Here is a 16,440-nt window from a genome sequence, read left to right on the forward strand (position 1 = left end):
TAGATTATTGTATGCAAGGATAGGGGGACAGGCACCTTGTCCCACCTAAGATGAGATAAAGAACCTGTCCCTCTGTCCCTATGCACGTAAACCGCCCGGTGTGCGTACAATAACCTAGTACGTCATGGGAGGAATGACGATGATTGTTACGATAAATACAGGTGCAGAACAAGCGAACATGCTCGATCTCACAGAAGCTGAGAAAGCGATTTTACAGGCTAAGAAGCAGAGCCCAGTTGTATACAGATATGATTCTCCAGAGGCTTTGAGATTTGAACTAAAGATGAGGACAAAGATCGTGGAAGCTGCGAAAGCATTAAATGGTAGTGGAGTCCAATTTGCTAGGTTCAAGGACTCCCGCTGTAATGAGAGATATTGGTCCCGCACAGATGAGGGAGGCTTTCAATTAAAGCCGTATGTGCTACCTTCAGATGGGATCAATGATATTTTTGCGAATGGATCATTGTATGCATTTGAATGTGCTACCGCTATCGTTATTATTTTGTATAAAGCAGTGCTCGATATGTTGGGTCCTACGGTATTTAATCAGTATTTCAGGGACCTATTACTGTGGGATTGGAATTACGATAAGGACCTTCAGTTAGTTTCAAATAATGGTGTGAAAGAAGCCTACCCCGGCGATGTGTTATATTTCCAAAATCCTGACCATAACCCCAAAACGCCCGAATGGCAGGGGGAGAATGTCATCAAGCTCGCCGATGATTTATATTTTGGACACGGGATAGGAATAACTTCTTCGGAAGATATTCTATCGGCACTAAACGCGAGAAGAACGCCGGGAAGTACGACCCCAGCTTTTCTCACGGATCAGGTAATACACCCTGACTTCGAATATTTACGCAAACTGTAAAACTGGACTTTCCTACGCTCACAAGTGTACAATTTGGGCATTGGTTAGAGATGCCAACGCACATGTGAAGTACAAATTTTGAGCGGGAGGGATTTTCTTGAAGTATCGTAGACTAGGTAAAACAGAGTTGAATGTTTCGGTCATCGGCCTGGGAACATGGCAGTTCGGTGGGGAATGGGGACAGCAGTTCGACCAACACGAAGTTGATGCCATACTCGACAAAGGGCAGGAACTAGGGATTAACCTGATAGACACTGCGGAATGTTATGGAGATCACCTGTCAGAATCATTTATTGGGAACTATATAAGTCGTCGTAAGCGTGAGGACTGGATCATTGCAACAAAATTCGGCCATCACTTCCATGAACGGTTTACGCGTACGGATGTGTTCGATGCCAAGGAAGTAATTAAACAATTGGATGCATCACTAAAAGCGTTGAATACTGAATATATCGATCTGTATCAATTCCACTCTGGCCCGGATGCAGCATTCGATAATGATGATCTGTGGAGTACGTTAGATAAGCAAATCGCTGCAGGTAAGATCCGTCATTTGGGCACTTCCATTGGGAGTAACGATAATCTTCACCAGACAGAGTCCTCGACCAAAGTAAATTCTCAAGTGATTCAAGTCGTATTCAATCGATTGGATCGCACACCGGAGAATAGAGTATTCCCTTCTTGCGAACGCCAAGACTTAGGGGTTCTCGCTCGCGTACCGCTCGCAAGTGGGTATCTCAGTGGTAAATATAAGCCGGGAGCGCATTTTGACAATACCGATGTAAGACATCGTCATGATCCGGAGAGCACGAGATTAAAACTTCAAGAGGTAGAGAAAATTAAACGCGATGAAGTACCAGAGGGTGTAAACATGGCTCAGTGGGCACTGGCTTGGTGCTTGAGACATCCAGCCGTAAGTGCAGTTATACCAGGTTGTAAGAATCCAGCGCAAGTTGAGTCCAATGCTAGTGCAGCGGAGCTTGTTGCGGAGCGTTAAGTCAGGGATGTTGAGGGGAGCTCATTATGACTATTTTATGGGAAAATGTTCTTATAACGCTTCTTGGACTGCTCGTCGTGGCAGGAATCCTATTTGGCGTAATATACATCCTAGTTAAGTCATTTAAGAAATAGTGAGCTATGATTTGCAAAAGGACTGTTCACACAAGTTGAACTAATTCTAACTTGTGTGACAGTCCTTTTTATAGTCAATATTCCTTTGATGCAATCGAAGCCAGTTGATCAGAGGAATAGACGGTAACTCCTGATGTAGACATTTGAGCAGCCCGATACATGGCAAGTGCTACGCTCTTAGCTTGTATAGCTCTATACTTTCTTAATGGGCCTACAAATAAAGGCGAGGCCACTTTAAGGATAACCCCACTAAAGCGTTCCCCTAACCGGAACTCTTTACGATTTCCCAGAAGCAGTGAAGGACGAAGGATAGAGATTGATTGATAGTTGAGCTTACGGAGCTCTTGTTCGAGATTTCCTTTCATTCTCGAATACCATACAGATGAATGGGGGTTAGCCCCCATGGAGCTGATAAGAAGGTACTGCTGTGCACCTTTATCTTTGGCCATTCGGGCTATTGTTAGCGGATATTCTACATCCACTTTATACATAGCCTCTTTACTTTGTGCCTTCTTAATGGTCGTACCCAAGCAACAGAACACATCATCCACAGCAAAATATGCTGCCGTATCCTGCAGTTGATCAAAATCGACAACCCTTTGAGTAAGCTTAGTATGGTTCAATTGAAGAGGAGATCTGACAATAGCAACCACTTGGTCATACTCTTTCTCTTCTAGTAAAACATGCAACAATTCATTTCCGACTAGTCCAGTAGAACCAACGATTAGAGCTCTTTTTCCCATCAAGGGAAGCCTCCCAATTCATGATAATCTTCTAACATTATTCTCTCATAACTATAACATATATACTTCATTTGATCTGGATTAGTGTTCCGGTTTCGCATGTCAATAGATTATTAATTTGTCGGACACAGTATAAACTTAGAATATTTTGTATTATGCATTAAGAAAATATATCTAATATTTGGCAACACCTCCTAAAATATTTAAGAGGAGGTGATCCGTGTGAATAAATCAGAAGCAATAAAAACTAGAATAGAAGTTGCACGGCAGAAGCTGAATCAACTAGTAGATCAATATGGATTGTTAGACCATCGAGTTATGGCACAATCCATACTTCTGGATGAATTGATTAATAAATACAATAATATAAAGTACGACAGCATTAAGAATAAACGAGTGGAAATGCGGAAGCTTATAACCATGGGTTCATAGTATAGCTAATTTTCATATTCTTATTTTGGTATTTTAGTAACGACTTATCTAATGGATAAGTCGTTTTTTTTTCATCTTCAGGTTGGTCATGGCTAATCTTCCATATATCTAGATTAGACTACGATTTTTACAGTGATATAATAAATGATAGAAAATCATGCGATTTGTTAATAGAATCTAAAAATATATAGAGAAAGAGATGGGGAACATTACTACATTTTTCAAATCTAGATCCAATTTTATTGTTACGATTATGCTACTTGTGCTCAAGTTGATATTACTTAGATATTTCTTCTTCTCAGCAATCCATTGGCAAGGTCTTCCCGGGGAGATCCTTTCAATGCTGGTCTTACTCTGTTTCGTAGAGTTGCTTCTACCAAATAAGGGACGCTGGAATTGGCTAGGGTACTTCGGATTTAATTTGATAATTTCATTTATCCTGTTTGCTGCGACACTCTATTTTGCTTACTTCGGGACCGTGCCAACTTATAGGGTTCTAAGCGGATTGAATCAGGTGCCGGAAGTTGGAGCAAGTGTGAGTGCTTTGATTAAGCCACAGCAGTTTCTGTTTTTTGTTGATCTACTTATTCTATTTATATGGAAAATAGTGAGACGATCTCAGCGTAGTACTTCAAACTATGGTTATTCATTTGGTTTTGGTAGCCAAAAGAGAAGAGATAGAAGGTGGCTTTGGAAAGCCGGAATTTCTGCGCTTATGGTAGTCTCAATCTTGATTTCTGGGCTGTATATCGCATCAGGTAAAGATATAGACAATGAGCTTGTTCGCGCTGAAAAGGTTGGATTTTTGAACTATCAGGTGGATGCATTACTTCGGAATCAAGAAGAAGAACGTAAGATTGCTGAAGGTAATCTTCAGGAGACCATCACCAAAATTGAGCAGCTTCAGTCTACTTACCCATACCGCGATAATGCGAATACAGATGGGCAGCCTCAGTATTTTGGAGCGGCTAAAGGGAAAAACCTGATCGTGGTACAGATGGAATCATTTCAGAATTTCCCGATTCATTTGACTGTTGACGGTCAGGAGGTAACACCTGTGCTGAATGGATTGGCGAAGGAAGGGATTTATTTTCCTTATTTATACCAACAAATTGGACAGGGAAATACGTCAGATGCGGAATTCATGTCCAATACGTCGATCTACCCAACAGGTACAATTGCGATGTCTACGGGATTTGGCAGTCGAGAACTGCCAAGTCTACCGCGCTTACTTCAAAATCACGGTTATGAGGCGAATACGTTTCACATTAACGATGTGACCTTTTGGGATCGGAATAAGTTATATCCTGCACTTCATTTTGATAAGTATTACGATAAGCCTTATTATGAAAATGATCATTTCAACGATTTTGGTGCCTCGGATGAAGAGATGTATCGGGTTGGCGTAGAAAAATTGCAGAAACTTAAGGATAGCAATCAATTGTTCTATGCTCAGTTTGTGACCACGTCAAGTCATTCTCCGTTTATTGTGCCCAAAGATCGGCAACATATGACGCTGCCAGCAGATCTTGAGGGTACGAGTCTGGGTAACTACTTGCTTGCAGCGAATTATACTGACTATGCTATCGGCACTTTGGTTCAGCGGTTGAAAGATACGGGCATGTGGGATAATACAATGTTAGTATTTTACGGGGATCATTTTGGGGTAAACTCTAATGAGACTAGTGCGGCTGAAATTACTTCGAAACTAGGAGTTCCTTACGACGATAAGGTTAGCCGTTTTAACATACCTTTCATTGTGCATATTCCGGGCCAGAACATGGGCGTTGTTTCTGAACGTTCAGGTGGCCAGGTTGATATGTTACCAACAATAGCAAACTTGCTCGGGGTATCTTTGAAAGATGAACAATTTACCGCGTTGGGTCAGGACTTGCTCAATATCGATCGAAATGTGTTTGGTATGCGATATTACCTTCCAACAGGTTCCTTCTTTAATGATGAGATTATGTTTGTTCCAGGAAAAGGGTTTGAGGATGGGACGGCTACATCACTGAGAACATTGGAGCCTATCGAGGATTTCTCAGCATATCGACAAGATTATGACTATGTGACTCAACTGATGAAGCTGTCGGATGAATACGTTAATTTGTTACCCAAACGTCACTAGCTACGGCATATAAAAATGGTGCTTCAAGGTTGATGTAACTAACCTGAAGCACCATTTTTTTGCTGGAGTTATTAGGATAAATCATATCTCTTGAGAACACTGTCTGCGACGATACTGGGTATCTCATCTAACTGTTGTTCATATTGTTCTTGCGTCAAGCTTCCTTGAGCATATCTTACCGTGACTTGCTCACGAAGTTGCGAGACTTGCAGGTCAATAATCTGATTCACATCTTTATGATTGGACTCCGCCATATCTGCTAGTGAATGTCCTTCAAGTAATTCTTCATAAATGCCTTCTTCATCCGTAAATCCAAGGGCTTCGATCACCGGATCTACTTCGGTTTCTTTAGCATCGTTACTGAGATCAGTTAACTTTGGTGGGTTTAGGGCAACAGCTGCGCTGGCTGAGTAGCCTGATAATCCAGGGCTAAGTGTAACGACAAATGCCATCGTACCGACGATAATGACTTGTTTTATATTCATTGTTTGAAATATCCTCTCTAGACAGGAATGATGTTATTTTAAAAATAGTATTGATCGTGTACAAGGAAAAAAGAGTCTTATCTATCTTACTACGAATAGTAACCGCTTTAAGTTTCAAATTAATCAAAAACAACAACCAACTCAGGTCATACATAATGGTAAGGAACTATCCACGAGAATCAATAAGACTTTTTGTAGGTTTCTTATTGTCTCTTTGGGTTAATTTATTGTAACCGGAGAAAATGGAAACTTTTATCTCTGTTGGTACGTCAAATAGTTAGGAAAAAAATTGAACTTTTCTATTATCCAGGAGGATGAGCGTGTGAAGAAGTTATGGATTACTCTGTTGGCAGGTTTATTAGTTGTACCGTTGCTGTTTCAAGCGCCAGCTCAAGCAGCTACGCCCATCAGTATTTATATTGACGGCGTTCGTCTGGCGACAGATCAAGCACCAATTATGGTCCAAGGGCGGACGATGTTGCCGCTACGAGCAATCTTTGAAGCGTTAGGTGCTAAGGTTCTGTGGAATCAAAAGGCGCAAACGGCAACTGCGATCAAAGATGACACGACTATTGTATTAAGGATTGGTTCAAAGGTGGCCACGATTAACAATGAGGCTGTCACTTTAGATGTACCTGCTCAAAGTCTGAAGGGAAGAACGATGGTTCCTGTTCGATTCGTCAGTGAAGCATTAAATCAGGAGGTTGGCTGGAACTCCAAGACACAAACCGTGACTATAACTTCAGATGCTGGTAATGGAAATAATGGAAGTGGAAATGTGAATCCAGTATCTTATGTTACGGTGAAAGACATCGGTGATGCGGGTGATGGACGTGACCTGCAAGTGAGCTTCTCGAAATCATCCAATGAGTCTTTGGTAGATCACTACCGAGTCATGGTGGTTAAGGCAGCAAATGCATATAATTTTAATTTATCTGCAGCACTTAGGGTGACATCCTCTAATTATTCCACAGTGCTAGCTACAAGTACTGATCCTGTGGTTAAATTGACAGCAAATTCAAGAGATGTCGATGGTAATTTAATTGGAAGTAACCAAGCATATGTAGCATTTGTCTTGGCAGTTGGTAAAGGAAACAACGCTAGTGCGCTTTCGAGTGCATCTTCAAGCATTACGCTTGATAACGGTGCTTACGTGTCAGCAGTGACAAATGTAAAGGCAACTGATATTAGCGATAACGGGGACGGTCGTGACTTATCTGTTAGTTTCACTCGCCCTCAGGTTGAATCCAATATTTCTAATTATCGAATTCTAATTGTGAAGACTAAAGACGTTAATAATTTCACTTTAAATGCTGCTAACAATGTGAGCAGTCAGAACTACACTACTGTTTATAAATCAACTGGAAGTAATAATACGTTAACTGGCACGTTGACTTCTTCTTCGAGAGATACTTCGGGTGAATTGATCAAGAATGGTGTAGCATACACCGCTTATGTTTTATCTGTAAGTAGCAATTCTGCTGTAGCATCAAATAAACTGTCGTCCGGCTCAGCTTCACTTACGTTGAACGCTAGTCCTGTAACAGCTCCAATCATTACTTCAGTAGAAGATATTAATGATTATGGAGATGGTCGTGATTTGCGAGTCAACTTTACCAAGTTGTCAGATGAGTCTAAGATTAGTGGCTACCGAATTTTCGTCGTCAAGGCTAGTAACTATGCGAATTTTAATTTATCAAAAGCAAATGCAGTCTCCAGCTCCAACTACACGCAGGTAAATAAAACTGGATATAATATCAGCCAAATTTTATCTTCCGGCGCTAGGGATGTAGATGGGGTTACCGTTAGAAACGGAGTTAGCTATCGTGTGTTCGTTATGGCGATAGGCAGTGGTAGCAATGCGGGATCTAATGCGTTGTCGGCAACTTCCCAAGCGATTACACTTAGCAACAATAGCGTAGGTACTGTATCGAGTTTATATGTAAAAGATGATAGTGATTATGGCGACGGTCGGGATATGCGCGTATCCTTTACCAAGGCTTCCGATGAGTCGAATATTAGCGCTTATCGAATCATGGTGGTACCAACAAATTATTATGGAAACAACTTCAGTTTGTCAGATGCGAATAGTGTATCAAGCAGCTACTACACAGAAGTGCGCAGAGGTTACAATTACAACGATCTCTTGCCATATTATGCTCGAGACGTACGCGGTGATTTAATTACGAATAATAAGAGTTACAGAGTGTATGTTCTATCCGTAGGTTATGGTAGCTACTCCGGTAGCAATGCTTTATCAACCGGATATCAGATTACATTGACAAATAATTTTGGTGTAAGTGCGGTTACCAATCTAAAAGTTGAGGATATAGCTGATAATAATAATGGTAGCGATATGAAGGTGACCTTCGATCGGGTCAAGGATGAATCGAACATTAGTGGATATCGCATCCTGGTGGTACCGGGTAATGGCACACTCAACTTAGATCAAGCAAATAATAGTTACAATACTTTAGTACCCAAGACAGGATCCAACCTTACTAAGGTGCTCGATAAATCAGCAGTGGATGTTAATGGATATCCAATTAGTAATGGAACATATAGAGTGTATGTCCTGTCCGTAGGTAGTGGAAACTACTCTGGTAACAATGCATTATCTAACGGATACTCGATTACACTTACAAACAATAAGGCCATTAGTAAGGTTACTAACTTAAGTACGAGAGATGTTGGCGATAATGGCAATGGTAGTGATCTATATGTTTCTTTTAACCATCCCCAGGATGAGACAAATATTATCGAATATTTGATTTATGTTGTTAAATCTAGAGATTTCAATTTAACGGATGGGAAAAACCTGAACTACACAAAAGTGAGTAGGGGGAGTGATTTTGGTAAAGTATTAGGGGCTGGTGCAAAGGATACAGACGGAGATTATATCAAGAATGATGTAGCTTATTCGGTAGTTGTCCTATCTGTAAGCAATAGCAATAGTATAAGTAATGTATTATCCGTGACGTCTTCGATAATACTTTTAGATACTAAACCAACACCAACACCAACACCAACACCAACACCAACACCAACACCAACACCAACACCAACACCAACACCAACACCAACACCAACACCAACACCGACACCGACACCGACACCAACACCGACACCAACACCAACGCCAACACCAGAACCAACATCAACACCAGAACCAACATCAATACCAGAGCCAACATCAACACCATCAGGATCAGAAACAACAGCAACAACGGCAACAGCAACAACAGCAACAAGAACATCATCAACGTCAACACCTGAACCTACGGTGAAATCTCTGGTCGGACCCTACTGTGTTTTTGGACGTGAGGAGGATTAAATTTATTTGTATACAAAAGTCTGACCTTTAATGGTCAGGCTTTTGTTTGTTTTAATTGTTAATAGTTAAAGAGTTAACTTGTTATCACCTCCCAATTTGACAACCCCATCCATCCTTTTGTACCCTTGAATGAAACAAGGGGAAGGGGGATGAGGTTGATCCCATGAGTAATCTCGGACAATATGTGCTACCTGACGGAACGCTCGATGATCGGAATATATGGCAAAGAGAAATCTTGTATCGAGGGATGAATGGCAAACGGGTGGAACGATTTTTTGTATCGCCAGAACAAAGCTATGTGTTCAAACCCCTGACGAATGATGCTTCCGAAGATCGAGAAATCTGGGCGTATCAGCATATCCTACATTCGTTTCCCAAGATCTATCCCGAGCTTCTTGCATCATCTGGACTAGGGAGTGGAGCGCAAAGCTGGACGATCTTTGAGGATCTCGGTCTACTGCATCATGAATATAGCCTACAACACGCCCTAAAGGTTGTTAAGGAGATGGCTCGTTGGCATTCTGTGCCTACCTCATACTTGAGTGAAGCCCCTTCCATAGGACCCAAACCCCCTATAGAACAAATAGCGTCCGAATTACTTCAGCGTATAGATGATGTCCCAGCCGTTATGCAACAAATGGGGGTGTCCCATCGATTCCTTGAGGATGTTCAGCTCGTAGCGGAAGGACAAGCTTTTACTGAGAAAAAGGTATTATGTCATGGTGATCTTCATTTAGGAAATTATGCTGTAACATCAAGCGGGCAACTCTACATTTTGGATTGGGAACATGCCCATCTGAATTTACCGCTATGGGACCTGTATCATTTGATCGATATGTCGCATCCCCTGTTTCCGAAGCAGATGACAAGTGTGCAAAGAGAATCGATTTTGAATGGTTATTTAGAGCAAGTTGCTGTCCAAAGTTCTGGTTCTACATACGTGCATAATAGAGATGCTTTTAAACTTGATTATTACCGCTTCGCTGCGGTATTCTCACTTTGGATGCTACTGTTGATTCAAGGGGATCTTCGCCAAGAAAAGGCACTCTGGCCCAAGGATAAGCTACTAGCTCAATGGGAAGAAACATCGTTGAGTTTGACGGAGTGTTTGGGACGTCTAGATGAATATAAAACGAAATATAACTATATAGATAAGTCGGTGAATTTATGAAAAAAGTCGGGTTGGTGATGCGGAAAATTCAGTTTGCGGAGGCCCAAGGTCCAAGGGTGTTTGCTGAGCGACTTCGGAATATCGCTTTGGAGTTAGGCGTAGAAATTGTGTTTATTTCTCCAGAGAGGCAGGTCAGTGGGCATGACTGGATTCCAGGGTATGAGCATGAAAAGGGAGATTTGGTTAACTACGATATCGTACTAGACCAAATTTATTCGCAAAATATTGAACATGTTATATACACCGTATCCGGCTTTACATTCTTGAAGATGTTTCTTAAGAATAGCGTGTTGTTTCCTCATAGCTTTCCTGATCCTGCACTGACAGGTTATGAAATGATGAAACCATTCTACGGAATCGTGGATAAAGCTATTGTACAGACGGAGTTTTTGAAGCGTCAGTTCAATCAAGTTTTTGGTGTTACAGATGTTAATGTCATCCCGATTGGATTCAATGAGGAGATGGCGAAGCAACATTTTGACCCAAGTGCTGTTATTGACAACCGTATACTTTGGATTGGAAGGGACGAAGAGAATCGACGTCCGGATTTGGTACTTGAGTATGCGCGTCAGAACCCCGACAAGGAAGTGTTCATGGTGTTTGGGGGGGAACGTTATAAGGAGAGTATGAAGAAATACGATATCCCGATGAACGTTACTCTGCAGTTTGCTTTGACTCAGGATCAGATTTTTGCGCTTATGAATTCCTCCAAAGTATATTGGAGCTGTTCTAAATTTGATACTTTTGCGATGCCGCTAACGGAGGCGCTTGCGATGGGCAAAATTGTCGTCAAACCGGAGCATCCTTGCTACGACCATATTAGTTCTCGGCATGCTTTTGCTGGAAATGAGCGCAATTGGTTTGAACTAGTTAATATGGCGGCTGCTTCTCCACTTAAATATTCAGCAGAAAACCGTGAGTATGCATTTAGGATGTTCTCAAGCTCAGTCATGAAACAAGGATATAAGGAGTTCTTTGATCAATGGCTAAGATAAGCGAGCTAATATATTCAGAAGAATTATACCGATCTCTAGAACACCTTGCAGCCAATGCATGGCCTCCGCGAGAGCAAGCGGATCTAGGGAATTGGCGACTCCGTGCACATGAGGGGGTCACAAGGCGAGGGAACAGTGTTCTTACAGCAGGACCTTTTCCAGAGGGGGATTGGCTGGAGGAGGTAGAGAGATTCTACCGAAATCGCGGCATTCTTCCATGTTTCCAAGTGAGTGATTCTTCTCCCCCAGAATTAGATAAAATACTTGAACTTAAAGATTACGCTGTCATTATGCAGTGCTTCATGATGGTTGCCTCTTGCGAGGAAATTCTACGGTGTACAGCAGCACAAAATCTATCGTGGAACACAATGTTTAACCAAGAGATCAATGACCTCTGGCTTGATGATTTCATTGAGATGGAAGAGTTCCCTGAGGATCGTAGGTCAGCCTATGGCTCCATTTTTGCGGCAATCAAAGATCCTAAGTGCTTTGCAGCTCTGCTCGAAGATGGTGAAAGAATAGGACTTGGAACAGTTGCCGTCGAAAATGGATGGGGTGGCATTAGCAATGTTGTTGTTGCTTCAAGTCATCGTAGAAAAGGAGTTGCTAGTGCCCTAATCCGTGCCCTAACGGAGTGGTCAATGGAGCATGGGGCGGGGCATATGTATCTCCAGGTACTCAGGAAAAATACAGCTGCCGTTGATCTGTATCAAAAACTAGGCTTTTCCGCGGTATCATCATACCATTATCGTGTTCATAAGGAATGATAGGGAAGCACCTTCGGGTGCTTTTTATTTTATGAAAAATAGGTGACTTAACTGTTCTCGGCAATTAATTTTATCTAATGAATATCATATAAAAGGATTATTCAACTGAATAAAGAATTACAGTTAGATGCGTGAGATTGAAACCATATGAAGGATGGCGATCAAAATGCATGATAATATGGAGTTCTCCAAGTTTGATTACAATCGACATAATCAAAATAACCAACACCAACATCATCAAGAAATGATCTATCATAACCCTAATCCTGATTATGTAGGCTTTTGGGTACGATTTCTCGCATATTTAATTGATGTCGTAATTTTAGAAGTTTTATCATGGATATGGCCATTCAATGTTGGGATAATTAGTTGGATGATTGGGTTTGTATATTTTACGTACTTACCTAGCACTCCATGGCAGGGGACGATCGGGAAACTAATCGTTGGTGCCAAAATTGTAGATGAAGAAGGCAATAGAATATCCTATCTGCACTCCATTGGACGATACCTTTCCTCTATAGTATCGGGTCTCATTTTGTGTATTGGGTTTCTGATGATCGCGTTCACTGATCAGAAGAGGGGGCTGCATGATTATATGGCAGGTACCTATGTGTTGAAAAAAGAATCTCAGCTGTAATGTCAGTGACATTCTCGCTTAGGCAAAGACCCGCTACTGATCTTAAGATCGGTAGCGGTTCTCTATATTATACTAAGATTAATTTATTCTCTGTTGGACAACAGTAACTGCTTCAAAGAGGCTTCGTTAAGTGGTCGGCTGTAATAATAGCCTTGAATTTGATCGCAGCCGTTATCACGCAGGAAATTAAATTGATCCTCGGTTTCAACCCCTTCAGCTAATACGGTCATCCCAAGCGATTTGCCTAATTGAATGATTGATACGAGGAGAGAGCTATCCCGTAGAGAGTTAGGTGTCTCCCGTATAAAGGTCCGATCAATTTTTAGAACCTGTAGTGGCAGCTCCTTTAAATAGTAGATCGAGGAATAACCTGTTCCGAAATCATCGATGGAAAGGGTGATTCCCTTTTTCTGAAGCGTATCTAACTTTTCCATAATGAATAGTGGTGTGTTAAGTAGGGATTCAGTCACTTCAAGCTCTAAATATTCCGGAGCAAGCCCGGTTTGCTCTAATACATTCTGTACCATATGGACGAACTGTGGGTGTTTAAATTGCACAGCTGAGACGTTTACAGACACGGGTAGCTTAGGAAGTCCAGCATCTTGCCACTTCTTGTTTGTTCGGCATGCCTCTGACATGACCCATTCCCCTAGCTGTACGATAAATCCCGTATCCTCTGCGACAGGAATGAAATTATTAGGAGGAACTAATCCCTGCTCAGGATCGTTCCAACGAATTAAAGCTTCAAATCCGATGAGTGCAAAAGTAGAGGTATCAATTTTGGGTTGGTAATGGAGTTCGAACTGCCCTTCAGATAAGGCCCTCGGCAACTTTTTCTCAATATTTATCTTCTCATGCAGTCTATCCATCAAATAGTAGTCGAAATAGTGCGGACCGTTCAATGACTCAGCCTTAGCTTCTTTCATCGCCAGTTCAGCATGTTTGAGTAGTTTGGTTACATCCTGACTATCATCAGGGTAGAGGCTGATGCCCATACCACACCCCGCAACGATCTCCTCATCGAATACAGAATAAGGCTTCTTTAATGCGTTGCTCAAACTATTTGCTATCTCATGGATTTTGAGCGGGTCGGAAATGTCAGACAAGAATATGATAAAGTCATCTGCAAAGCTACGGCAAATGGGTGTCCCTTCATCCAGTGAGTTCTTCAGCCGTTCGGCTACTTTTCTTAGAAGCTCATTTCCCATTGTTTCGCCATAACTTTCATTGATATAACGGAAACGATTTAAATTCACACGCAGAACAGCGGCTGTCTTGTCTTTAGAATCAGGCTCTTCGAATTTTGATTTCATAATATCCTTGAAGTGATTCATATTTAGCAGTTCAGTTAAGGGGTCAAAATAAGAAAGCTGCTGAATTTTTTGTTTAGAAGCGTTACGTTCTTCTACCTCTTTAGTGACGTCAAATTGAAGACCGATAAAATAGATCACTTCACCTTCGCGATTAACGACGGGACTGATGATAAATTGATTCCAGAATGTGCTGCCATCTTTCCTATAATTCTTGATGGTAACTGTATCAGGACGGCCTTCTATGATAGCCCGACGGATGATCCCCAGATGGTTCTTGTCCGTTTCTTCGCCTTGAAGAAATCGACAATTACGCATGAGAACTTCTTCACGCTTATAACCGGTGTTCTTCTCAAATCCCTGATTAACGTAGACCAGAGGATTATCCTTAAGGTTTGGATCAGTTACAGCTATTCCTACACCCATCAGATCAATGGAATGCAGCAATGCGGAGGAATTAATAATCGATTCGATACGAGTCTGATAATCGGCTTTTTTCATAATAAATCCCCTTCGAAGTGAGCCATAATATGTATGTACTTACTGCTGATATCCATGTCTGGCATCTTTACGAGATATGTCTTAACCCATCATACATGTGGTTGCTAAAGGAAATCAATGGGTTTCCTCACCCGATATAGCCCAGTATAGCTTTTTTATCTATAGATCGGGCTATATCATGATAAAAAATTCCCGGATTAATAAAGAGAAGAAAGTTTGCATGATTTGTATGAATGTTTAGCCAAGATGACTAGTGCGTGATCTTCCTCATTCTAATGACAAGCATTGGAATGGTAACATGAATTAATTTAATACGTCATAGTGATAATGCGATAGAGAGATAGATTTCATTATGTTATTCATGAACGGAGGAGAACGATGGGAAAGGCAACCGGTTTTTTAGAATATGAACGTGAGGTGCCTGGGGAGGTCGATCCATTACAACGGATCAATGCTTGGCAGGAATTTGTCATACCATTTGAGGAAAAGAGACTGACCATACAAGCTGCACGTTGTATGGATTGCGGAACGCCATTTTGCCATGTCGGTAGAATGTTGTCGGGAATGGCATCGGGATGCCCCATACACAACCTCATACCGGAATGGAATGACTTGGTGTATCGAGGAAGCTGGAAAGAGGCTCTGAAGCGTCTGCACAAGAATAACAATTTCCCTGAGTTTACTGGTCGAGTTTGTCCGGCACCATGTGAAGGGGCTTGTACTGTTGGGATGAAAGGTTCTCCGGTTACGATCAAGAATATAGAGAAGGCCATCGTGGACAAAGGATTTCAGGAGGGTTGGATTACGCCGACCATCCCTACAGCTCATACGGGCAAAAGGGTGGCTATCGTTGGTTCTGGTCCGGCCGGTCTTGCTTGTGCAGATCAGCTAAATAAGGCGGGACATGATGTAACGGTATACGAACGTGCCGATCGAATCGGTGGCTTGTTGATGTATGGGATACCTAATATGAAGCTAGACAAAGGAACGGTACAACGGCGCGTTGATCTCCTTGCCGCAGAGGGAATTACTTTTGTAACTAATATGGAAGTAGGTAAAGATATCACTATAGAGGAACTAAAGAGCGAGTTTGATGCTGTAGTACTGTGCGGAGGGGCTACGAAACCTCGTGACCTGATGATTGATGGTCGTGAGCTTCAAGGTATTCACCAAGCGATGGAGTTCTTAACACGTAGTACGCAGAGCTTACTGGATTCAGGACTTCAGGATGAGAAATATTTGTCTGTTAAAGACAAGAATGTGATCGTCATTGGTGGCGGGGATACGGGAACGGATTGCGTGGCAACGGCAATCCGACTTGAATGTCGTAGCGTCATGCAACTGGAGATTATGCCACAGCTTCCGTTAACTCGTCAGCCAGGTAATCCTTGGCCGGAATGGCCGAAGGTTATGAAGACGGATTACGGTCAGCAAGAAGCCGCGAGACTGTATGGTACGGACCCGCGCCGTTATTTAACCTCAAGCAAGAGTTTTATAGGTGATGGACATGGAAATCTCTCGGCGATTCAAACCGTGAATGTCGAATGGGTAACCGATCCGCAAGGTGGTATAGTTCCCGTTGAGATTCCTGGCAGTGAACAGATCATCCCAGCTGATATGGTATTATTGGCTCTTGGATTCACAGGTCCTGAAGGGGGACTAGTGGAACAATTAGGAGTTGAACGGGATGGACGTTCGAATGTTAAGGCAGAAGAACACTATATGACAAATATTCCAGGTATCTTTGCTGCTGGAGATATGCGGAGGGGACAGAGCTTGGTCGTATGGGCTATTCATGAAGGACGCGAGGCTGCTCGTGAAGTGGACTGTTATTTAATGGGGAGTACTGATCTGCAGTAATTTATATCTTATAAATTTGGCATGTGGAATTTAATATAGAAGTTAAAAGCTGACCTTACATAGTAATGTGTAGGG

13 protein-coding genes are annotated in these 16,440 nt (G+C 41.9%); 10 read left to right on the top strand and 3 right to left on the bottom strand.

Annotated elements, in window-relative coordinates; genetic code table 11:
- The first annotated feature begins 139 nt into the window (after nt 1-139).
- Nucleotides 140-871, top strand: coding sequence for a spore coat transglutaminase TGL (tgl, locus tag IEW05_RS22290; RefSeq protein ID WP_188542059.1), 732 nt, complete (start codon nt 140-142; stop codon nt 869-871).
- A 97-nt stretch (nt 872-968) separates the two neighbouring features.
- Complete coding sequence (locus IEW05_RS22295) at nt 969-1,868, top strand: aldo/keto reductase (RefSeq protein WP_188542060.1); 900 nt, start codon at nt 969-971, stop codon at nt 1,866-1,868.
- A gap of 208 nt (nt 1,869-2,076) precedes the next feature.
- Here IEW05_RS22295 and IEW05_RS22300 read toward each other — a convergent pair whose 3' ends face one another.
- Nucleotides 2,077-2,745, bottom strand: a complete 669-nt coding sequence (locus IEW05_RS22300) for an oxidoreductase (RefSeq protein ID WP_188542061.1) — start codon at nt 2,743-2,745, stop codon at nt 2,077-2,079.
- Between the two features lie 222 nt (nt 2,746-2,967).
- On the opposite strand from IEW05_RS22300, the gene IEW05_RS22305 reads away from it, so the two are divergent.
- Complete coding sequence (locus IEW05_RS22305) at nt 2,968-3,177, top strand: aspartyl-phosphate phosphatase Spo0E family protein (RefSeq protein ID WP_188542062.1); 210 nt, start codon at nt 2,968-2,970, stop codon at nt 3,175-3,177.
- A gap of 199 nt (nt 3,178-3,376) precedes the next feature.
- Entirely contained in the window at nt 3,377-5,305 is a 1,929-nt protein-coding gene (locus IEW05_RS22310) for an LTA synthase family protein (protein WP_188542063.1), read from the top strand.
- A gap of 71 nt (nt 5,306-5,376) precedes the next feature.
- Here IEW05_RS22310 and IEW05_RS22315 read toward each other — a convergent pair whose 3' ends face one another.
- Nucleotides 5,377-5,790, bottom strand: a complete 414-nt coding sequence (locus IEW05_RS22315) for a hypothetical protein (protein ID WP_188542064.1) — start codon at nt 5,788-5,790, stop codon at nt 5,377-5,379.
- A gap of 322 nt (nt 5,791-6,112) precedes the next feature.
- Between IEW05_RS22315 and IEW05_RS22320 the strand changes: the two genes are divergently transcribed.
- From IEW05_RS22320 to IEW05_RS22340, 5 genes are all read left to right on the top strand, one after another.
- A complete protein-coding gene (locus tag IEW05_RS22320) occupies nt 6,113-9,124 on the top strand; it encodes a copper amine oxidase N-terminal domain-containing protein (RefSeq protein ID WP_188542065.1) in 3,012 nt (1,003 codons plus the stop codon).
- A 163-nt stretch (nt 9,125-9,287) separates the two neighbouring features.
- Nucleotides 9,288-10,295 carry a phosphotransferase family protein gene (locus IEW05_RS22325; protein WP_188542066.1) on the top strand — a complete coding sequence of 336 codons (1,008 nt, stop codon included), beginning with the start codon at nt 9,288-9,290 and terminating at the stop codon, nt 10,293-10,295.
- The gene (locus IEW05_RS22330) at nt 10,292-11,290 is read left to right on the top strand and encodes a glycosyltransferase (protein ID WP_188542067.1); all 999 of its coding nucleotides are present in this window, start codon (nt 10,292-10,294) and stop codon (nt 11,288-11,290) included. Before IEW05_RS22325 ends, IEW05_RS22330 begins: the two co-directional genes overlap by 4 nt.
- Nucleotides 11,278-12,057, top strand: coding sequence for a GNAT family N-acetyltransferase (locus IEW05_RS22335; RefSeq protein ID WP_188542068.1), 780 nt, complete (start codon nt 11,278-11,280; stop codon nt 12,055-12,057). The genes IEW05_RS22330 and IEW05_RS22335 overlap by 13 nt, the downstream gene beginning before the upstream one ends.
- Nucleotides 12,058-12,223: 166 nt before the next feature.
- Nucleotides 12,224-12,694: an RDD family protein gene (locus IEW05_RS22340; RefSeq protein ID WP_188542069.1), complete on the top strand. Its 471-nt coding sequence runs from the start codon at nt 12,224-12,226 to the stop codon at nt 12,692-12,694.
- A gap of 83 nt (nt 12,695-12,777) precedes the next feature.
- Here IEW05_RS22340 and IEW05_RS22345 read toward each other — a convergent pair whose 3' ends face one another.
- Nucleotides 12,778-14,505 (bottom strand): putative bifunctional diguanylate cyclase/phosphodiesterase, encoded by a 1,728-nt coding sequence (locus IEW05_RS22345; RefSeq protein WP_188542070.1) that lies wholly within the window; start codon nt 14,503-14,505, stop codon nt 12,778-12,780.
- Nucleotides 14,506-14,883: 378 nt separating this feature from the next.
- Between IEW05_RS22345 and IEW05_RS22350 the strand changes: the two genes are divergently transcribed.
- The gene (locus IEW05_RS22350) at nt 14,884-16,365 is read left to right on the top strand and encodes a glutamate synthase subunit beta (protein ID WP_188542071.1); all 1,482 of its coding nucleotides are present in this window, start codon (nt 14,884-14,886) and stop codon (nt 16,363-16,365) included.
- Nucleotides 16,366-16,440: the final 75 nt, after the last annotated feature.

This window comes from Paenibacillus segetis (assembly GCF_014639155.1).
Taxonomy (GTDB): Bacteria; Bacillota; Bacilli; order Paenibacillales; family Paenibacillaceae; genus Fontibacillus; species Fontibacillus segetis.